Below are 20,753 nucleotides of genomic sequence, written 5' to 3'. Positions count from 1 at the left end.
AAATTTGTTATGTTTATTGGAAAACATATAGTGAACTATCTTAAAAACATTGATATCATGGAACTAACACATGTAGCAGACGGCGGCAGATGGCTTGCGCTGAATGATGAAGTACAAATTGGAGAGTTGATTTATCAAGTAGAGAACGATGTGATGACGATTTCTCACGCCGAGGTTGAACCTTTTTATCGCGGTAATAAAATTGCAGAAGAATTAGTTTTAGCAGCTATCAGGCAAGCGCGCGAACATAATTGGAAAGTCGTTCCCGCTTGTTCATTTGCAAAAACAGTATTTGAACGATATCCAAGTGAACACGATGTATTAGCGTAGATTATAATACAATTAGTAATATCGCAGAAATAACAACCAATATTATAATCAACGTGCGGAATTCCTTCTCCGGAAGGAATTTAATGATTTTTATACCGATGAAACCTCCTAAAAGAATGAAAGGAATAGCGAACAAGTTGAGATAAATTCCTGACCAAGTAAGATTATCCCAAACAAAAGCCTGTAATGGGATTTTGGTGAAATTCAGCATCATGATAAACCAAGCGGAAGTAGCAGCGAAGCTAATCTTGTTCAGTCGTTTCGAGAGCATATAGACCGAAAGAGCAGGGCCAGCCGCATTTCCTATCATAGTAGAAAATCCGAGAATAAAACCAAAAATAGGTGAATACCAACGGTTTTTCGTTAGCATATCTTGTTGCTGTTGAGAGGTTTTTTCCAACCAAATCATGATGCCCACGCCGACGATAATACATGCACCGATCAATAATTTAAAGACCTTGTCGTTGATGTAATTTCCAAGGAGTAAACCAATAAAGAGGCCAGCCAGCGCAGCAGGTAAAAGTTTCTTTATTTCGCTCCATAGAAACTCCTTTCTGTAATAAATAACGGCAACTAAGTCTGCGATACAAAGAAGTATGAGCACGATGCCGGTAGAATATTTCGCTCCAAACAAGAAGGCGAACAAGGGAACGGCCAAGGTGCCAATATTCTGAATGCCCGTTTTTGACATGCCTATTAGTACGGCACATACAAAATACAGGGCCCATTCCGAAGGTGAGGAAAGGAGTTGTAGTGCTTCGGCCATGGGGACCTAGCTTTGTAACAGACTCATTAAGCAAGCAGCGTTTATTTCACGGTAATCGTTGATATATAAAGAACATGGGGGCAGTTCCTCTTGGCTATGAGAGCTCAATACGCCCACCACATTCATTCCCGCATTTATAGCAGCGGTGACACCAGAAAAAGAATCTTCAAATACAACGCAAGCATTTGGCGGTATCCCCAGTTTTTCAGCAGACTTTAGATAAACCTCGGGATGAGGTTTATGCTGAGAGACGTCTTCACTCGCCATTAGTGAATCCATCTTGGTATCAATCTGTAAGCTATCTACAATCAATTTTAGATTTGCCAAAGGTGCCGAGGTCGCCACAGCAGTTTTAAATCCTGCAGATTTTAAGTCATCCAGAAACGGCAAATAATGCGGCAGTGGATCGATTTCTTGTTGATAGATTTCCCGGAAGAGGGATTCTTTTTCGTCCTCTAATTGTTTTAATTCTTCGCCTATAATCTCTCTTTTAAAAAAGTGGGTCATAATATAACTGTTATGTTTCCCGTACATATGTTCTTCAAATTCCTTTTCTGTATAGGGAATTTTATACTTGTCAAAAAAGTGTTCAAAGGCTTTAGCATGATAAGGGTTCGTATGACAGATTACCCCATCCATGTCGAAAATTGCTGCAAACGGATTCATACGGCAAAGATACGGTTTTACGTACTAAAAAATTCCCTTTTAATCAACTCTACATCTTCGGGATGGTCAACGGAAATGGTGTCGAATTCGGTTTCAGCGATTTTAATTCTATAACCATTTTCTAACCACCGTAATTGTTCCAATCCTTCCGCTTTTTCATAAGAAGATAAAGGAAGCTTGGTAATCTCTTTTAGTATGTCCACTTTATAACCATATATACCGATATGTTTGAAATAGGTAAAGTTGTTTATCCAGTCGCTCTGCTTTGCACCGCGTTGAAAAGGGACGGTCTGTCGCGAAAAATACATAGCCTCTTTTCTGGAATTAACGACCACTTTTGGCGTACTTTCATTAAACAAATCAGCAAGGTTGTCGATTTTCTTTATCAACGTTCCTATTTCGGTCGTTGCATCTAGGAAAAGGTTGCTTAAAAGCTCGATTTGCAAAGGGCTTATAAAAGGTTCATCGCCTTGAATATTAATAGCCACATCAAAGCCGCTTATTTTCGAAACCACCTCTGCACAACGATCTGTTCCTGATTGATGGGTTGAAGACGTCATGAGCACATTCCCGGCAAATGAACGTACGTGCTCCTCAATTCTAATATCATCGGTGGCTACGATAACTTCCGCAAGACCGGCGCACCCCTTCACCTGTTCGTAAACCCGTTGTATCATGGACTTTCCACCAATATCTACTAAAGGTTTTCCCGGAAAACGGGACGACTCATATCGGGCTGGTATAATTCCGATTATTCTCATATCCAAAGTAAGTCATTACTTTGTTTACCTCAAAAAAAATAATCAAAATTTCCCTAACAAGAATAAACTATTCTTCATGAGGAAAAGACCATTCGTGTTGAAGAACGCATCGTTCTTTATAAAAGAAAGAGAACTCGCTAACAGGAAAGCTCTATTCTTCATGAGGAAAAGACCATTCGTGTTGAAGAATGCATCGTTCTTTATAAGGAAAAGAGAATTCGTCAACAAGAAAGCGCTATTCGTTATGAGGAAAAGACCATTCGTGTTGAAGAATGCATCGTTCTTTATAAGGAAAAGAGAATTCGTCAACAAGAAAGCACCGTTCATGTAGGCGAAAAGAGAATTATTGAAAAGATATGAATCAAACTTTTTTAGGAAAAATATGTTTAAAGGGTAACAATATAAGTATCTTAACGATATGTTTTATTCCGTACTACGATTGTTTATTCGCTTGGGATTGATGTGGTATGCTCCCGGATTGAAAGCTAGGAATATATGGCAGGCTCGATATACCTATCCCACTATTATCATAGCAAATCACCCTAACTCTTTTTTAGATGCATTGGTAATAGCAGCCTATGCTCCCGTAAAGATTTGCTTTCTAACGAGAGGAGATATTTTTAAATACCCGGTCGCAAACGTAGTATTGCGGTGGCTCTCTATGTTACCTGTTTATAAACGAAATGATGATGAGGACTTTGCGGTAAAGAACGATTTTACATTTGATGAGTGCATGCGACGATTGACAGCAGGGGAACATGTGCTGATATTTCCCGAAGGCAGATCTCGAAATCTCTGGGAATTACAGCCTTTTATGAACGGTGGATTAACATCGCTGTTGGAACGCTCTTACAGGGTAGAGCTGCCATTGCAAATTCAACCCTATACTTTAAATTATAACTCTTTCCGACATGTACCGAAAGCGATAGAATTGGAGGCATTGCCGCCTTTGGATACAACGGAATACATATCCGGGCATCAAGTAGAGACAGCAGCTATTATCCGGGACGTGCGGAATAATCTCCGAGAAGCGATGGTTGCAAGCCCTTTGGCTCCAGAGCAAGATTTGGGCAAAGATAACCGTTTTTGGCGTGTCACAGCCAAAATAGGGTATTACACACAGTTCTGGTTTTATCGTTTATGGCGGGATTATATTAAAAAGAAAACGGAAGGCACTATATTTTATGATTCCCTACTTTTCTCGGTATTATTGTTTTCATATCCCCTATTTGTTTTGTTTTGTAGCGTCCTGATAAGCCGGTTTGTAGGATTTTGGGGAGGCTTTTTTGTCTTTATTTTTTTACCGACAACGGCTTATGCGATGGCAAGGTTTCAGCAAGCGGTAACAGAAACAGAGACGAATATTCCCAAGCAAAACGCATGGAATAGGACCACAGAATCTCATGCAAACAGAGAAGATGCTGAATAAGAGAAAATAGGGGAGGAGGCTAATAAGAATTAGCGACTTGAGCAATAAACCTAACCCAGTTGACCTTGCTTGTTTTTTCTCCCAACCGAACGATAATCAGATTTTTATCAGGATCAACAAAAATGTATTGCCCTAATATACCTTGTGCGTAAAACTGCGCTGCGTTTTTTGTGAGCCACCATTGATACTGATAAAAAGGGGCACTATGTTCGGTGGTATCTAATTTAGTAGACGCTTTTACCCATCGTTCCGGAATGACTTGCGTGTCATTCCATTTTCCGTTGTGTAGATATAGTCTCCCTAGTTTAGCAAAGTCTCTTGCACGGGCATTTAGACAACAAAACGTCTTTTCCAGTCCATCTTTTTTCCGATCGAGGCTCCAAGTGGCATCATATTCCATCCCTAGGGGTTTCCAGATTTTTTCTTCCAGATAAGAACTGACGGTTTGGGTTCTTAGCGCTCTTTCCAATACGAGCCCAAGAAGCTGGGTTGTCCCGCTGGTATAATCAAATTTTTCGCCAGGTGTATCTTTCAATTTTAACTTAGTGATGGCTTTCCGAAGGTTGGTGCCATAATAAAAAGTTGCCGCGTGTCCAAACGGATTGGTGTAACTTTCGTTAAAATCCAGTCCGGACGTCATTTGCAGCAGGTGTTTTATTGTGACAGCATCAAATCCGTTCGGCTTTAATTCCGGAATGTAGTGGGTGATCGGCTCATCTACGGATTGAATTTTTCCCTCTTCAATGGCAATGCCAATGAGCATGGATGTAATGGATTTTGCCATAGAGAAAGATGCAACGATGGATTCCTCTGCGTATTTGTTGAAATATTTTTCATATTGTATACTGTCATCTTGTATAACCAGAAAAGCAACGGTTTTGGTACGTTCCAAATAGGAATCAAAAGGTTCATTGCCCTTATCTGAATCGATATTTTCCGGCTGTTTCGGACGCCGTGCCTTCGGAAAGATGAAAGCCGACGAAGAAGTTTCTATCGTTCGGTAGGGGAATATTCTATGATCGGTAATATTGGCAAAGTTATAGTACACAAATCTACCTAACCTGCACGACTGAAAAATTACAACAGATAAAAGCAGAAAACAGATAATTTTGGCCGAGTTTTTCATAAGGTTCCTCGCATGATGTTCATAATAGTGTTTTCCGAATATACAAAAAAGACCCGCCAATTGACGGGTCCTCTTGATTATTTATGCTGTTCACACCATTTGCGTGCATTCACAAAGGCTTCCAACCAAGGGGTAATCTCATCCTGTCTACCAGCAGGATAAAATGCCCAATTCCATTGGAAGATAGACCGTTCGATATGTGGCATAGTCACGAGATGGCGCCCGGTCTTATCACAAAGCATAGCGGTGTTGAAATCCGATCCATTTGGATTATGCGGATATTGTTCGTAAGCGTATTTAGCTACGATGTTATATTGATCTTCACTGTGGGGGAGGTTAAACTTACCTTCGCCGTGTGAAATCCATACACCCAATGTGCTCCCCGCCAAGGTAGACAACATAATGGAGTTACTATCTTGTATTTTTACCGAAGCAAAACTAGATTCGTGTTTTTGGGATGTATTATGCAACATCTTTCCATGTACCTCATGTTCCGGATTGATAAGTTCCAATTCCATAAACAACTGGCAGCCGTTACAGATACCGACAGACATCGTGTCTGGACGTGCAAAGAAGTTTTCCAGGGCATTTTTCGCTTTCTCATTGTAGAGGAAAGCCCCCGCCCAGCCTTTCGCCGAACCCAAAACATCGGAATTAGAGAAACCGCCCACCGTGCCGATAAATTGAATGTCTTCCAGCGTTTCGCGACCCGAAATCAAGTCGGTCATGTGAACATCTTTTACGTCAAAACCGGCTAAATACATCGCGTTGGCCATTTCTCTTTCGGAGTTTGAACCTTTTTCCCGGATGATGGCTGCTTTGGGTCTAGTCGTTCCGTCTGTCGCGCGTACAGGCTTTTTGCCATCAAATTGCGATGGGAATACATAGTTTAAGGGTTGGTTCTTATAGTTGTTATAGCGCTCTTGAGCCATGCCATTTTTAGACTGTTTGCTGTCTAACAAGAACGACGTTTTAAACCAGGTATCACGTGTTTCCGCTACGTCGAATGTAAATTCGTCTGCATTATTTTGGAAGGATACAGTGGTTCCGTTGATCGCCTTTCCGATTTTTACGGCTTGTACGCCCGCTTGGGATAATAACGTTTCAAGAGCAGCGTCATCTTTTGCCTGCAACACGACAGCAATATTTTCGTTGAATAATGCTTTAACTGTGTCTGCTTCACCTAAACCACTTAAATCGTATTGTGCGCCCAAGTTAACGTCAGCAAACGTCATCTCCAATAAGGTCGTAATCAGCCCGCCCGAACCTATATCGTGCCCTGCAGCTACGTAGCCTGATAGGATAGCCTCCTGTATCGCGTTGAATGCTTTTTTTAAATAATCCGCATCTTGAATGGTTGGTGCTTCCTTACCGATCTTATTATTTATCTGTGCAAAAGAAGAACCACCTAACTTGAATGTGTCCTGCGATAGATTGATATAGTAAATAGAACCTGCATCTTTTGATAATACCGGCTCAATTACTTTATTGATGTTGGTACAGTTGCCTGCGGCAGAGATGATCAATGTCCCCGGAGCGATTACGTTTTCGCCATTCGGATATTTTTGTTTCATCGACAGCGAGTCCTTCCCGGTAGGGATGTTGATACCCAAAGCGATGGCAAATTCAGAACAGCCTTTTACAGCTTCGTACAAACGGGCATCTTCTCCCTCGTTGTTACATGGCCACATCCAGTTTGCCGAAAGTGATACGCCCGCTAGGCCATTTTTGATAGGTGCGAATACTAAATTCGACAAGGCTTCGGCAATAGCATTGCGAGAACCTGCAACCGGATCAACTAACGCGGTCAATGGTGAATGGCCGATGGTGGTCGCGATACCTTCTGTTGAGTTGTAATCCAATGCCATGACGCCCACATTGTTCAATGGAAGCTGTAAAGGACCTGCACATTGTTGTTTAGCAACTCGTCCCCCAACACAGCGGTCTACTTTGTTCGTCAACCAATCTTTCGAGGCGACAGCTTCCAATTGTAATACCTGTTTCAAATAGGTAGGAACTTCGTTAACATCGTAAGAGATAGCTGCATATTGACGGTCGATTATACGGTCTTTCATCACCGTTTTTGGTGAAGAACCAAAGAAGTCCGCTAGATCGTAGTCCATTGGCTTTTCTCCAGTTGATTTCGACTGGAAAGTAAAGCGATGATCTCCCGTAACGTCACCTACAGCATACATCGGGGCGCGTTCACGATCCGCTACCTTTTTCAGTATTTCAATATCTTTGTCGGCAATGACTAATCCCATACGCTCTTGGGACTCATTGCCGATGATTTCTTTTGCCGATAGGGTAGGGTCGCCTACAGGCAACTTGTCCATATCGATTAGTCCACCCGTTTCTTCCACCAATTCTGATAAACAGTTGAGATGTCCGCCAGCACCATGGTCATGAATGGAGACGATGGGGTTGCTGTCCGATTCTACAAAGGCACGGATAGCATTTGCCGCCCGTTTTTGCATTTCGGGATTAGAACGTTGGATCGCGTTCAATTCTATACCGGAGCCGAAAGCACCTGTATCGGCAGAGGATACAGCCGCACCGCCCATACCGATACGGTAGTTTTCACCACCGAGAATAACGATTTTATCACCTATTTTTGGTGCATGTTTTTTAGCTTGGTCTGCTTTACCATAGCCGACACCACCCGCTTGCATGATGACTTTGTCATAACCTAATTTCCGCCCCCCTTCTTCATGTTCAAAGGTCAGTACAGAACCCGCGATCAAAGGCTGTCCGAATTTATTGCCAAAATCAGAAGCTCCATTGGATGCTTTGATAAGGATGTCCATTGGTGTTTGATACAGCCACGGACGTTCTTTCATACCATTTTCCCACGGCTTGCCCTGAGCGGAACCGAAGGATCCGCCTTCTGTGGAATCCGATTCAAGACGAGAGTAAGCGGTCATATACACAGCGGTACCCGCCAAAGGCAAAGCTCCTTGACCTCCTGCCAGTCGGTCACGGATTTCACCACCCGAGCCTGTTGCGGCCCCCGCAAATGGTTCTACCGTTGTAGGGAAATTGTGGGTTTCAGCTTTGAGCGATAATACCGATTCAAATGCTTTTTCTTCGTAAAAGTCCGGTTTATCCGCCGATTTGGGAGCAAATTGGGTGACCTTTGGTCCTTTGACAAACGCTACATTATCTTTATAGGCCGAGATAATTTCATTGGGATTAGTTTCCGATGTTTTTCTAATCAGCTTGAATAGGGAAGAGGGTTGTTCTTCACCGTCAATGATAAAGGTTCCGTTGAATATTTTGTGACGGCAGTGTTCCGAATTTGCCTGTGAAAACGCGAAAACTTCGGAGTCTGTCAGCTTACGTCCAAGTTTCTTCGAAAGGTTGTTCAAATATTCCACTTCTTCCGGGCTCAAAGCTAAACCTTCCGATTTATTGTATACATCAATATCGTCAATTTCCAGAATAGGTTCTGGTTGGATATTGATCGTGTATATGTCTTGTGTCAGTATGGCATATTTCTGCGAAATCATCGGGTCGAAATCGGTGAAGTTTTCATCTACTGGATGAAATTCTTCAATGCGGATAATGCCTTGAATACCCATGTTCTGCGTAATTTCAACAGCATTGGTACTCCAAGGGGTTACCATCGCAGCGCGAGGGCCGACGTAATAGTTGTCTAATGTCTGTTCGTCGAGCTTTTGCGCGTTTCCAAAAAGCCAATTTAATCTGGAAATATCTTCTGCCGATAAGTCGTTTTGGGTTTGCACACCATAAACGGTGCGGCTTGGGTTCACAAAGAAATGAATCATTACTAATGGTGTATTTTGAACGTTCTTCAAATCAAAGTACAAATATACGGAGTATTTTAGTCTTTTTTACATCTTCTAATTTTATCTGTCAACATTTCTATTTCGATGAAATGAATGCGCATCTTTTTAATTTTAGAAAAAAGAATCTTCATATGCAACAGTATAATCTCTTCTCTCTATCGTTATTTGCAAAATGTTTTATGGGTATACACTGCTGCTATTTCCAATAATACGTATATTTTACTACTTTTGTTGAAACCATTGGTTAAATATGTCTAATATCACCATGAATATAAACAGTGATTTTGAAACGTCAAAAATCAGTTTTGACGATTTTCGTGAAATCATTTTAAACGATTATAGATTAGCGGTTGAAAGCCGGATTGCAAGCCTGTTGGGACGCAAGGAGGTGTTAACTGGAAAGGCAAAATTCGGGGTATTTGGTGATGGTAAAGAGATTGCGCAAATTGCGTTAGCTAAGGTATTCCAACCCGGTGACTGGCGCTCTGGCTATTACCGGGATCAAACATTAGCCTTTGCTATAGGTATATCTAGTATTTATCATTTCTTTTCCCAACTATATGCCAACCCTGATCTGGAAGCTGATATATCCTCTGGCGGACGGCAAATGAATTGTCATTTTTCTACACAACTACTTGATAAGGAGGGAAATTGGTTAAACCAGACAGCGCAGAAGAACTCCGCTTCTGATATTTCGACAACAGGCGGACAGATGGCGCGTGTTATGGGGCTAGGTTTAGCATCTAAATTATATAAAGAAAATCGAAATCTGGATTATCTCACCTATTTTTCGCGCCAAGGAAGAGAGGTAGTTTTTTGTACCATTGGGAATGCTTCTACATCAGAAGGTGTTTTTTGGGAAACACTGAATGCCGCGGCAGTAAAGCAAATACCGGTTGTTATTTCTGTCTGGGATGATGGCTATGGAATATCTGTTCCGAATGATGTACAGATGGCGAAAGCCGATATATCCGAAGTGCTGAAAGGTTTTCAACGTGAAAACAATAGCAACGGTATCGAAATATTTAAAGTACGTGGCTGGGATTATCCCGCTTTATGCGAAGTCTACGAACAAGCGGCTCGTTACGCGCGAGAAGAGCATGTACCATGTGTTGTTCATGTCACAGAGTTGACGCAGCCACAAGGGCACTCTACATCTGGATCGCATGAACGCTATAAATCGGTCGAACGACTAGAATGGGAGAGTGCGTTCGACTGCAATCTGAAGATGCGGGATTGGTTATTGCAATCGGGTATTGCGCAAGAAGAGGAATTAAAAGATCTGGAAAAAGAAGCCAAAGACTTTGTCCGTCAAGAACAGCGACGTGCTTGGGCAGACTATCATAAGACGCTTCAAGTTGATTTAGATGAAGCAATAGCATTGCTATCGGCTATTGAAAATCCGATGATCGAAGTGCCGCTAAAGACCTTACAGTCGTTGGCAGAACCATCTTTGAAGGAAGTCTATGGCCATGTAAGAAGAGCAATTCGTGATTTGAGAGGAATAGATTCGCCCGAAAAGGATGGTTTGATGACCTGGTATGCCCAAAAACAGGTGCAAAATTATGATCGCTATAACGATAAGCTATTTTCTGATACACTCGATTCACCATTAAAAAAAGACGGTATATCTGCCCATTATGAACAGGACGTTTCTATTGTGGATGGTAGAGAAGTTTTGAATGCTTGTTTTGATGCCAATTTTAGACGTGATGAGCGCATCGTAGCGTTTGGTGAAGACGTTGGGAAAATAGGGGATGTTAATCAAGGTTTTGCAGGACTGCAAGAACAGTTTGGCGAATTACGTATTTTTGATACCGGTATCCGTGAATCTGCCATTATCGGAAAGGGGATTGGCTTAGCTTTGCGCGGTTTACGCCCTATTGCTGAAATCCAATATCTCGATTACTTGATCTATGCCATGCCGGTATTAAGTGATGATTTGGCATGTTTGAGCTACCGTACTAAAGGTACGCAGAAAGCTCCTGTCATTATCCGCACGCGAGGTCATCGATTAGAAGGTATCTGGCATTCAGGTTCACCCATGACCGTTCTCCTTGGCGGGCTCCGTGGTTTGCATATTTGTGTACCGCGCAATATGACACAGGCAGCCGGTATGTATAATACCCTCTTTCGTTCGGATGAACCTGCGCTGGTGATAGAATGTTTGAACGGCTATCGATTGAAAGAAAAAATGCCTACTAACGTTGGTGATTTTATGGTGCCCATCGGGATAGCGGAACGGATACGCGAAGGAAGAGATATTACCGTAGTGTCTTACGGCGCTACGCTGCGTGTTGTGCAGGAAGCAGCCATCGAGTTGGAAAAGCTAGGAATTTCTTTGGAGATTATCGACGCACAATGTTTACAACCTTTCGATCGAACAGAAATCTGCCGTCAATCGTTAGGGAAAACCAATAAATTATTGGTGGTAGACGAAGATATGCCGGGTGGTGCAGCCGCATTTATTATGCACGAGATATTGGAAAAGCAAAATGGCTATTATCTGTTGGACGGGCAACCTCGAACGCTTTCAGCGAAACCTAACCGTCCACCATATGGATCTGATGGCGATTATTTTACAAAACCATCTGTTGATGATGTCGTTGAACTGGCATATGAAATGATGAGTGAATATAATGAAGGGGCCTTTCCGAGATTGTTTTAGTTTTACGGAAATTAGCAAAGCAAAAAGAAATACTATTATCGTGTGATATGTAGCTATAAGCTAATCTCGAGAAGAAAGCCTACTTTGCAAAAGGAGATGGATACCCGGCAAAAAAGGATCGATAATTTTTTACGCGTTACCTTTACTATCCGCTATAGAATCGATTATTTTTTGTTTACGAGCCCTATTGTTTTGGATAGGATTGCTAAAACGTCACTTCCTATCACGATAAAGTCGGGCATGATCGATCCTCCCCAAAATTGTATCGATTATCTGTAAATCAGGATCAATCATTCTCAAAATAGGATCAATACTTTGCCACGTCATAGCCTTTGCAAAAGAAAAAGAAACTATAAAAAATCCCGTTATATCCCTATAAAAATAAATTGTATCAGGTTCAAGCCAAAAAAGAACATTCTTTTTTGGTTTTGTTGCATTCTTTTTTTTAAAAAGCGTGATCTTTTTTAAAAAAAGAATGCTTTTTTACTTTTAGCATATTTCTATATTTATTTCCGGAAAATCAAGGCTAAATATAACTAAAACACGGTTTTTTCGTCTTAATCGCATATAGAAAAACGCTTTGTATATGGTAAAATCCTGCCAATATATTTTTGGGGACCCCTCATTTTGGCAGGATTTTACCATATCAATCTCTTTCGGAACAAAGGCAGAAAGAGATTACCTATATGCCTTAAATCGTAACAGATGGTCAGCCAACACCAATGCCGTCATGGCTTCAACGATAATGACAGCACGTGAGACGACACAAGGATCGTGCCGTCCCTTACCCGAGATGGTCGTGTGATCACCAGCTTCATTTAATGTTTCTTGGTCACGCATAATTGTGGCAACAGGTTTGAAAGCTGTACGAAAGTTAATGTCCATGCCGTTGGAAATACCGCCTTGGATACCCCCTGAAAAGTTTGTGCGGGTACGGACCTGTTCGTTTTCTTTCACAAAAATATCGTTATGTTCAGAGCCCTGCATTTCAGAACCACTAAATCCAGAGCCGTATTCAAATCCATGAACAGCATTAATGCTCAGCATCGCCTTTCCTAAATCAGCATGTAATTTATCAAAGACAGGTTCGCCAAGTCCGACGGGTACGCCGTGTACGACCGTTGATATTTTTCCACCAATGGTGTCTCCTGCTTTTCTTATGGAATCAATAAGCGCAATCATTTCATTTGCGGTTGCCGGATCGGCGCAGCGGGCAATGTTGCTTTCCCGTGCATCGAGTAGCGCCGACAAATTAGTAGTGTCCAAGTTTGGAGCTTCCAATCTACCAACAGCTGAAACATGGGCAAAAATTTCAATACCTTGACTTTTGAGATATAGCTTAGCGATAGCACCAGCTGCCACCCTTGCCGCTGTTTCTCTTGCAGAAGATCGACCGCCACCACGATAATCCCGAATACCATATTTCTGCTGGTAGGTATAGTCCGCATGAGATGGACGATATTTATCTGCAATATGAGAATAGTCTTTAGACCGTTGGTCTTCATTTGGTATGACGATGGCGATAGGTGTGCCCGTCGATTTTCCTTCGAAAACACCAGATAGAATCTGCGCGACATCGCTTTCCTTACGTTGGGTTGTAATTTTAGATTGCCCCGGCTTCCGTTTATCCAGCTCCGATTGTATAAAATCTTCGTCTATATCGATATTGGGAGGACAACCATCAATAATAACACCGATCGCTTTTCCGTGCGATTCGCCAAAGGTGGTTATCTTAAAAAGGTTGCCAAATGAATTTCCTGCCATGATGTAATTTTTCTAATTGTTTAACTGTTTACCTATTGCTTGATGGTGAAGCCCTGTTGTTGCAAGTGTTCCCAAAAATCGGGATAAGACTTCTCCACTACCACAGGGTCGTTAATCGTTACTTCGTTAAAAACCATTGCCAAGGGCGCGAATGCCATGGCCATCCGATGGTCTTCGTAAGTGTCAAACGTAATTTGCTTTGGTGTGTAAGCTTCCTTTGTTTTGATATGATAGGTTTCTCCATCAGCGACTATAGTAGTACCAAACTTTTCAATCTCCTTCTTTAATGCGGTTAATCGATCTGTTTCCTTAATTTTTAAGGTTTCTACTCCGGTGATCGATATGTCACGGCGAATAGCAGCTGTCAATGCAACGATCGTCTGTGCTAAATCCGGACATGCCTTGAAATCAAACAATACCTTATCAGATCCGCTATTAACCTTAGCGATATGTAATCCGTCTTCTTGAAAAGAGCTGGCAACCCCGAAGTGCGTCATGATATCTACAATGGCGATATCACCTTGCAAGCTGTGTGCCTTCAAACCTGGTAGCACGACTTCCCCCTTTTCGGATAGTGCGACAATAGCGTACCAGTAGGAAGCCGCACTCCAATCCGGTTCAACATAAATTGTTGTCGGCTTAAATTCCTGCGGAGCTATTTCAATAGTGTTGTCTGTCCAAGTATGCCCTATTCCAGCTTCTTGCAACATGTCCAAGGTCATGATGACATAAGGTCTGGATGTCAGTTCTCCCTCAATTTCCAGTGCCAGCCCTTGGTTTAGGGAGGCGGCTATGAGAAGGAGGGAAGATAGATATTGACTACTGACATTTCCCGTTATACGCACGCGTTGTTTTTTCTGTGTCATCCCCCCTGCGATCTTCAGTGGTGGAAAGCCATCCTTTTTCTCATAACCAATGTCCGCACCTAATGTTTTCAAAGCATCCACAAGAATGCCAATAGGGCGCTGCTGCATGCGTTCTGTGCCGGTAAGGATAAAATTACCTTCGACCAAATTCAGGTAAGAGGTGAGAAAACGCATGGCTGTTCCTGCAGGGCCAATATCCACCGTAACAGTTGCTCCTGTTTCATTAGATGTGTCCGCCAATGTGAGCGCTTTGTTCATAATGACCGTATCCGCGGCAGCTGATAGGTTTTCTACGTTAACCGTTCCCCGGCTTAGCGCCTGTATAATAAGAGCACGGTTGCTCTCTGATTTGGAACCAGTAAGTTGAACCGTGCCTTGTATTACTTTCGACGGATGACGAAGTGTAAGTGGTGTCGAACTCATTTACGCCTCCGCCACAGATTTAGCGTTCATCACTTCATTTTGCTTGCGAATAGACTCATTGTGCAATAATTCAAGGTATTTAGTTGCAAAATCTTCGCTAAGTGACAATGCTTTCGCAAGTTGAACTCTTTTTTCCACGATCTCATCCCAACGACTAACCTGTAGGATAGTGACATTATTGTCACGTTTGTATTCCCCGATTTTTTCAGCAATCTTCATACGGTCACCAATTTGTTTTAGGATCGCGTCGTCTAGTTTGTCTATCTGCTGACGCAATTCTGCAAGTTTATCATCGAAAACTGGGTTGTTGGATTCCGGATGGCGAACCGATAAGTGATCGAGTAAGTCTGCCAATGCAGCAGGGGTTACCTGTTGTTTGGCGTCAGTCCATGCTACCGACGGATCGATATGTGACTCCACAATCAAACCTTGTTGATCCATATCCATCGCCTTTTGTGCAATGTAGGGAATCAGCTCACGATTTCCACAGATGTGGCTAGGATCATTGACGATAGGAAGATCCGGACATGCCGATTTCAACTGGACAGCTAGATCCCACATCGGTTCATTACGGAAGGCCGTTTTCTCGAAAGAGGAGAATCCGCGATGGATTGCACCCAATTTTTTTATACCAGCGCGGTTGATACGTTCTAATGCGCCAATCCACAAGGAAAGGTCTGGGTTAACCGGGTTTTTGACAAATACCGGTACGTCTACACCTTGTAAAGCATCTGCAATTTCCTGTACAGTGAATGGATTTGCCGTAGAACGAGCCCCCACCCAGAGGATGTCTATACCGGCAGCTAAAGCTTCTTCTACGTGTTTAGCTGTAGCCACTTCCGTTGCGGTCAGTAAACCTGTTTCTTCTTTCGCTCTTTTTAGCCACGCTAACCCTATGCTGCCTATTCCTTCGAATTCACCAGGACGAGTACGGGGTTTCCAGATACCCGCACGTAATACATTTACTTTGCCTGTGTTTGCCAATAAATGTGCGGTGGAAACCACTTGTTCTTCTGTCTCCGCACTGCATGGTCCTGCAATGATTAATGGTTTATCGCCTGTATCTATCCAAGATTTTAAAGGAACGATGTCTAATGTATGTTTCATATTTTTATAATTTTTTACGCTATACTTTCTCGTTTTTTATATATTCCCCCATAATGGTGAAATTTATGGTGTGTTTTAATACCTTGCGGATAGCCGCGTCATAGTCGTTTTGCTTTTTCCATTCTACATCCACATAGAAATCATATTCGTTTCGCCGACCTACCACTGGCATGGATTGAATTTTACTCAGATTCACATTTTGTTCTGCAAAACATTGCAGCACATTGGCTAAAGCACCTACGGCGTTTCCAGTCTGAAACGATAAGGAAGCCTTATTTGCATTTTTTTGTTCAATTATCTCGTTTGACAAAATCAAGAAACGTGTTGCATTCTTCTTATTGGTTTCGATTCTTTTTTCCAGAATTTCTAAGCCATATAATTCAGCTGCCGCTATACTGGCAATTGCAGCGGTATGTGTCAGTTTGTTTTCAATAATGCTTTTGGCACATGCGGCAGTATCCATACCTTCCTTTATTGTCCAATCTGGGTGTTCACTCAAAAATTCATCGCATTGGCGTATAGCAATTGGATGAGATTCGACAAATTTAATGTCAGAAAGTTGCGTGCCCGGCAACGCCAACAGGTTTTGTTGTATGTTTAGATGAACTTCTCCAATAATGTGGAATTTGTAATCACGGAGTAGATTATAGTTTGGTAAAATACTACCGGCAATGGAGTTTTCGATGGCCATCACAACATAATCTGTTTTACCGTGCTTGAGTAGTTCGCAGGTTTTCTTGAAAGACTCGCACTCTATAATATCGATGTCTTCTGCCCCGAAATATTTTTGAGCTGCTTCTTCATGAAAAGAAGCTCTAACACCTTGTATCGCAATTCTTGTTTTCATCTTTTTTATTTAACCATCAGGGTATTGTTTTCTCAAAAAAAAGGTCCCGGATGATGTTCGGGACCTTTTTATCTATTCACACAGACATATAAACTCCCGGCCTTACCGTTTAAAGTAAAAGTCGCCGAAATAAAAATATGTGTTGTGTATCGTCATGTCTCAAATGCTACAGTCCAAAAGTATAACTATATTTTTATATATGCAAAATAAATTTAAAAATAACTATTTTTTTATGTTTAATTTTCATGATTAAGTTGAGGTTTTTTGTGATAAAATTCCTATTTTTTTGTGTACTAAATAAGCGTATTTTTTTTACCCTTAATTTTTTAGTTTTATTTTATATATAATTTATATATAGTATATTATGATTTTTTATACGGTGTATATGAGCTATTTTGATCTTAATTTTTTGTGTTTTTTTTCGCTGTTTATATTCTATTTTTTATGTTATAAACATGCTATTTATGAGTTAATTTTATCAATAAATTTTATTTAATTTTTATCAAAAACCTAACTTCTATGGAGCAAAAGGTCCAGGTTCGCAATTGATTGCTAGTCCGGCTTGCAGAATAACGTATTATTTTATTCCTTTGCCGAGATATCAAGATAACCGTATGTTTTATGTACTTCTTAGTGTGATCTGTAGCGTGACAGTTTCTGTCATCATTAAACTGGCAAAAAAAAATGGTGTGCAGCATCTGCACCTTATTGTGTGGAATTATCCCATCGCGGTTTTAGCTACGCTGTTGTGTCTAAAGCCGAGCACGGTTGTCGTTCCGCCGACTGCACTACCATGGGGATTATATTTGTTATTGGCGGTGCTGCTGCCGTCCATATTTCTATGCATTGCCTACGCTATCCAGCACAATGGTATTGTCAAAACGGAGATTGCACAACGTCTTTCGTTGTTTATTCCCTTGATGGCAGCCTTTTTCATCTTTCAAGAAAGGATCGGTGTGTCTAAATTGATGGGTATAGTGGTCGGGATTGCTGCTATCCTGTGTTCTATTGGTTGGAAAAAAGAAGGTGCTAAGAAAGGCTGGCTGTATGTGTTGGCTGTTTTTTTGGGGATGGGTATTATTGATATCCTTTTCAAAAAAGTAGCAATGTTCCGCGCGGTGCCGTATACGTATTCTATGCTGCTGATTTTCTTATTGGCGATGTTTATGGCCTTTGTTTTTTTGACTTATCGTGTTTCAATAAAGAAAGAGCGTTTGCAATTTAAGTCCATTGTTTGGGGTATCGTCTTAGGATTGTTTAACTTTGGCAATATCCTGTTCTATATGAAAGCCCATCAGGAACTTTCCGAAAGTCCTTCCATCGTTTTTACGGGAATGAATATCGGTGTTATTCTCCTCGGGGCTATCGTTGGCGTGGGCTTTTTTTCGGAACGGCTGACATTTTTGAACAAGATAGGCTTGTTATTGGCCGTTGTTTCCGTATTAATAATTGCGTTTCTGTGAGTTTATTTGAAGATACATATTTAACGATTGATCGATCCAGTGAGGGATTGTTTAGAGACAAGGGAAGTAAATTTATCGCTTATGCATATCCCTTTAAAAATGAAGAAAAGCTTAAAGAGATTATTGCAGAGCTGAGAATATTGCATCCTAAGGCACGTCATTATTGCTGGGCATATCGTTTGACACCTGACCGTTCGGTTTTCCGCTTTAACGACGACGGAGAGCCTTCTGGAACGGCAGGGCGTCCGATACTCAATACGCTATTATCGAAAAATGTAACCAATGTCTTAGTGGTGGTGGTACGCTATTTTGGTGGCACACTTTTAGGTGTTCCTGGATTGATAAACGCCTATAAAGTGGCCACGCAAGAGGCTTTGGACGCAGCTAGGATTGTTGAAAAAACGGTTAATGATGTTTACCGGATTACCTTTAATTATTTGCAAATGAATGAGGTAATGCGTTTGATCAAAGAAGAAAATTTGCCTATTTTAAAGCAAGCGTTCGACAACAATTGTTCTATGGATGTGGAAGTAAGAAAATTGCGCGTTAACCAGGTTGTCGAAAAGCTCGAGATGTTAAATGGTGTACAGTATGGATACCTTCATACTTTATGAGGTGCCATTCGGTAATGTTATTCCTATCTTTTTAATTTGTCTTTTAATAGCCGATCAACTACTTCGACGCGGTGATAGACAGCTTGGGCAGTGTCTACTAGATGTTTGTATTTGTCAAATACTTCTCTCGCTAATTCAGTGTATTGAAAGAAACACGCTTCTACTTTTCCATATTCTTCCAAAAAGGACTGGTGGTCATCGTCTAACGATACCGTATGGACAGACACTTCTTCATAACGCGGATATATTTCATCAAGTGCATTGAAATATTCAGGGTCGATTACAGCGTCATCTTCGTAGATATTTTCTATATCCCGATTGTATGTTGAAGTTAGGATCACTATTTTCTCATAAAGGTTCTGTAAATCCAGATTGTGTTTATCGCAGATCGTAAAAAAGTTCCCGATATCAATGGTGATTTCGCCTTCAAAGAATTCTTTATCCGCCAGTTCCGTAACACCTAACCAATCTTCTAAAATTTCCAGTTCTTGTTCTATGCCTAGACGTCGAAAGGATAGGTCCGCAATGATATCATCCGCCACTTTGAGTTCTTGCTGAATTTTCATGACGTGCTCCTTGATTTCCCAAGTTTTATCATGCGCCTCATAATAGGATTGCAGAGCTTTCTGCTCAAATGGAGGCTGCGTGATCTGGTCGTCAAAATCGAGCGTAATATTTTTTAAGGGATGTTCTTTAATAATTGTTCTGATCATACTGCATGCTGTTGTACCGTGTGCTAAAGTTACCCAATTTATTTAAGAATGAGAAGCCTATCGCAGTGCTGCACAAGCTAATTCAAAATAACAAGTATGTTAAATACCCATGCTAGCATGTGGTAGCCGTAATACCATCACCCATTCAGGCCCTTACGACTTGAATCAAAACGTAATAAGATAAACAAGAGGATAGTAAAGCTCCAAAGCGAAGACCCACCATAACTGAGCAAAGGAAGTGGGATGCCGATAACAGGTACTAAGCCAATAGTCATACCGATATTGATAAAGAAATGGAAGAATAGTATAGACGCGACACCATAGGCATAAATGCGTGCAAAAGCGGTCCGTTGGCGTTCTGCAATACTAATTAAGCGGAGCAGTAGTGTCAGGTAGATAGCGATAACGACGGTGGAGCCCACAAATCCCCATTCTTCGCCAATGGTACAGAAAATAAAATCGGTGCTTTGTTCCGGGACAAATTTGTATTTTGTTTGTGTCCCCTGCAGGAAGCCCTTGCCCAGTAGTTGGCCGGAGCCGATGGCTATCTTGGATTGATTAAGGTTATATCCTTCTCCACGAGGATCGTGAATCTTTCCTAAAAGAACATCAATCCGGTTGCGTTGGTGCGTTTGTAGAACATGGTCATAGGCAAAATCTACTAACAGTACGTATACAGAACACGCAAAAAAAAGTACACTAACATTGATGATATATTTACGCTTTTTCCGCAGCGAATAAATCAGCAATCCTGCAATGAGTGCTAGGACGCCGATAATAACCCACTGATTGATCAGGAGGGCCAAGATAAATAAGAGAATGGCGAGGCCACCTAATAACAGAAGCGTATTCCCAACATACCCTTCGCGATAAAAGACAAAAATCAAGGCGAAGAACGCTAACGCAGAACCTGTGTCGGGCTGAAGCATGACTAAAGCGACAGGGAACAAAACAATCAAAGCCCCTATAAAGAGTGTTTTGATATTCGGGTTTTTATTGGTCTGAGAACTAAGATACGATGCTAGGAGTAAACACGTGGCCAGTTTGCCAAATTCAGAGGGCTGCAAACGGAAGCTACCCAAGGGTATCCATGCTTGATTTCCTCCGACATTCCGACCAATAACCAATACCAATATTAACAGTAAAATGATTACTGCATAAATAAGTGGAGATGTTGAAATAAAAAATTTAGCGTCGATAATCAAAATACTGAACCCGATAATCAATGCCGTGAAAATATAAATAGATTGCTTACCGTAATTTGTTGCCATACTAAAAATACTTGGCTGCTCGGGGTCGTAAACGGCGGCATAAATATTAAACCAGCCAATTAGACAAAGTGCAAGCCACAAGGTAACGGTGAACCAGTCGATACGGCCGAAAAAGTTTTTCTCTCTCATT

The 20,753-nt window shown here is 41.4% G+C and carries 16 protein-coding genes; 5 read left to right on the top strand and 11 right to left on the bottom strand.

Annotated features, from left to right (window positions below):
- Nucleotides 1-57 precede the first annotated feature (57 nt).
- Nucleotides 58-330, top strand: a complete 273-nt coding sequence (locus C5749_RS04825) for a GNAT family N-acetyltransferase (protein ID WP_181151272.1) — start codon at nt 58-60, stop codon at nt 328-330.
- Between the two features lies 1 nt (nt 331).
- On the opposite strand, the gene C5749_RS04820 is transcribed toward C5749_RS04825, so the two are convergent.
- From C5749_RS04820 to kdsB, 3 genes are read right to left on the bottom strand one after another with little or no spacing between them, the layout of a single operon-like run.
- Nucleotides 332-1,096, bottom strand: a complete 765-nt coding sequence (locus tag C5749_RS04820) for a sulfite exporter TauE/SafE family protein (RefSeq protein WP_105723499.1) — start codon at nt 1,094-1,096, stop codon at nt 332-334.
- A 6-nt stretch (nt 1,097-1,102) separates the two neighbouring features.
- Complete coding sequence (locus C5749_RS04815) at nt 1,103-1,762, bottom strand: HAD family hydrolase (protein ID WP_105723497.1); 660 nt, start codon at nt 1,760-1,762, stop codon at nt 1,103-1,105.
- Between the two features lie 17 nt (nt 1,763-1,779).
- Entirely contained in the window at nt 1,780-2,523 is a 744-nt protein-coding gene (gene kdsB / locus C5749_RS04810; protein WP_105723495.1) for a 3-deoxy-manno-octulosonate cytidylyltransferase, read from the bottom strand.
- Nucleotides 2,524-2,941: 418 nt separating this feature from the next.
- On the opposite strand from kdsB, the gene C5749_RS04800 reads away from it, so the two are divergent.
- Entirely contained in the window at nt 2,942-3,952 is a 1,011-nt protein-coding gene (locus C5749_RS04800) for a 1-acyl-sn-glycerol-3-phosphate acyltransferase (RefSeq protein WP_105723491.1), read from the top strand.
- 19 nt (nt 3,953-3,971) lie between these two features.
- Here the strand turns inward: C5749_RS04800 and C5749_RS04795 are convergent, their stop codons facing one another.
- Complete coding sequence (locus C5749_RS04795) at nt 3,972-5,000, bottom strand: serine hydrolase domain-containing protein (RefSeq protein WP_219847901.1); 1,029 nt, start codon at nt 4,998-5,000, stop codon at nt 3,972-3,974.
- A 155-nt stretch (nt 5,001-5,155) separates the two neighbouring features.
- Complete coding sequence (gene purL, locus C5749_RS04790) at nt 5,156-8,866, bottom strand: phosphoribosylformylglycinamidine synthase (protein ID WP_105723487.1); 3,711 nt, start codon at nt 8,864-8,866, stop codon at nt 5,156-5,158.
- Nucleotides 8,867-9,137: 271 nt separating this feature from the next.
- Between purL and C5749_RS04785 the strand changes: the two genes are divergently transcribed.
- Nucleotides 9,138-11,555 (top strand): alpha-ketoacid dehydrogenase subunit alpha/beta, encoded by a 2,418-nt coding sequence (locus C5749_RS04785; RefSeq protein WP_105723485.1) that lies wholly within the window; start codon nt 9,138-9,140, stop codon nt 11,553-11,555.
- A gap of 678 nt (nt 11,556-12,233) precedes the next feature.
- Here the strand turns inward: C5749_RS04785 and aroC are convergent.
- The 4 genes from aroC to C5749_RS04760 are packed head-to-tail and all read right to left on the bottom strand — an operon-like array spanning nt 12,234 to nt 16,562.
- Complete coding sequence (gene aroC, locus C5749_RS04775) at nt 12,234-13,319, bottom strand: chorismate synthase (RefSeq protein ID WP_105723481.1); 1,086 nt, start codon at nt 13,317-13,319, stop codon at nt 12,234-12,236.
- Between the two features lie 32 nt (nt 13,320-13,351).
- Entirely contained in the window at nt 13,352-14,608 is a 1,257-nt protein-coding gene (gene aroA, locus C5749_RS04770; protein ID WP_105723479.1) for a 3-phosphoshikimate 1-carboxyvinyltransferase, read from the bottom strand.
- Nucleotides 14,609-15,715, bottom strand: coding sequence for a chorismate mutase (locus C5749_RS04765; protein WP_105723477.1), 1,107 nt, complete (start codon nt 15,713-15,715; stop codon nt 14,609-14,611).
- Nucleotides 15,716-15,734: 19 nt separating this feature from the next.
- Nucleotides 15,735-16,562, bottom strand: coding sequence for a prephenate dehydratase (locus C5749_RS04760; RefSeq protein WP_105723475.1), 828 nt, complete (start codon nt 16,560-16,562; stop codon nt 15,735-15,737).
- Between the two features lie 614 nt (nt 16,563-17,176).
- On the opposite strand from C5749_RS04760, the gene C5749_RS04755 reads away from it, so the two are divergent.
- The gene (locus C5749_RS04755; RefSeq protein ID WP_105723473.1) at nt 17,177-18,025 is read left to right on the top strand and encodes a DMT family transporter; all 849 of its coding nucleotides are present in this window, start codon (nt 17,177-17,179) and stop codon (nt 18,023-18,025) included.
- Nucleotides 18,022-18,639, top strand: a complete 618-nt coding sequence (locus C5749_RS04750; protein WP_105723471.1) for an IMPACT family protein — start codon at nt 18,022-18,024, stop codon at nt 18,637-18,639. The genes C5749_RS04755 and C5749_RS04750 overlap by 4 nt, the downstream gene beginning before the upstream one ends.
- Before the next feature lie 23 nt (nt 18,640-18,662).
- Here C5749_RS04750 and C5749_RS04745 read toward each other — a convergent pair whose 3' ends face one another.
- Entirely contained in the window at nt 18,663-19,352 is a 690-nt protein-coding gene (locus tag C5749_RS04745) for a hypothetical protein (RefSeq protein ID WP_105723469.1), read from the bottom strand.
- Between the two features lie 137 nt (nt 19,353-19,489).
- Nucleotides 19,490-20,752, bottom strand: coding sequence for a rod shape-determining protein RodA (rodA, locus tag C5749_RS04740; RefSeq protein ID WP_181151271.1), 1,263 nt, complete (start codon nt 20,750-20,752; stop codon nt 19,490-19,492).
- Nucleotide 20,753 lies beyond the last annotated feature (1 nt).

This window comes from Sphingobacterium gobiense (assembly GCF_002980575.1).
GTDB classification, from domain to species: Bacteria; Bacteroidota; Bacteroidia; order Sphingobacteriales; family Sphingobacteriaceae; genus Sphingobacterium; species Sphingobacterium gobiense.
This window is presented reverse-complemented; position numbering and strand designations above follow the sequence as displayed.

Excerpts from the sequence above, each read along its gene's own strand:
- C5749_RS04755 (WP_105723473.1), top strand. The coding sequence starts at position 17,177 with ATGTTTTATGTACTTCTTAGTGTGATCTGTAGCGTGACAGTTTCTGTC.
- purL (WP_105723487.1), bottom strand. The coding sequence starts at position 8,866 with ATGATTCATTTCTTTGTGAACCCAAGCCGCACCGTTTATGGTGTGCAA.
- C5749_RS04765 (WP_105723477.1), bottom strand. The coding sequence starts at position 15,715 with ATGAAACATACATTAGACATCGTTCCTTTAAAATCTTGGATAGATACA.
- rodA (WP_181151271.1), bottom strand. The coding sequence starts at position 20,752 with ATGAGAGAGAAAAACTTTTTCGGCCGTATCGACTGGTTCACCGTTACC.
- C5749_RS04760 (WP_105723475.1), bottom strand. The coding sequence starts at position 16,562 with ATGAAAACAAGAATTGCGATACAAGGTGTTAGAGCTTCTTTTCATGAA.
- kdsB (WP_105723495.1), bottom strand. The coding sequence starts at position 2,523 with ATGAGAATAATCGGAATTATACCAGCCCGATATGAGTCGTCCCGTTTT.
- C5749_RS04815 (WP_105723497.1), bottom strand. The coding sequence starts at position 1,762 with ATGAATCCGTTTGCAGCAATTTTCGACATGGATGGGGTAATCTGTCAT.
- C5749_RS04800 (WP_105723491.1), top strand. The coding sequence starts at position 2,942 with ATGTTTTATTCCGTACTACGATTGTTTATTCGCTTGGGATTGATGTGG.
- C5749_RS04820 (WP_105723499.1), bottom strand. The coding sequence starts at position 1,096 with ATGGCCGAAGCACTACAACTCCTTTCCTCACCTTCGGAATGGGCCCTG.
- aroC (WP_105723481.1), bottom strand. The coding sequence starts at position 13,319 with ATGGCAGGAAATTCATTTGGCAACCTTTTTAAGATAACCACCTTTGGC.
- C5749_RS04825 (WP_181151272.1), top strand. The coding sequence starts at position 58 with ATGGAACTAACACATGTAGCAGACGGCGGCAGATGGCTTGCGCTGAAT.
- C5749_RS04785 (WP_105723485.1), top strand. The coding sequence starts at position 9,138 with ATGTCTAATATCACCATGAATATAAACAGTGATTTTGAAACGTCAAAA.
- aroA (WP_105723479.1), bottom strand. The coding sequence starts at position 14,608 with ATGAGTTCGACACCACTTACACTTCGTCATCCGTCGAAAGTAATACAA.
- C5749_RS04745 (WP_105723469.1), bottom strand. The coding sequence starts at position 19,352 with ATGATCAGAACAATTATTAAAGAACATCCCTTAAAAAATATTACGCTC.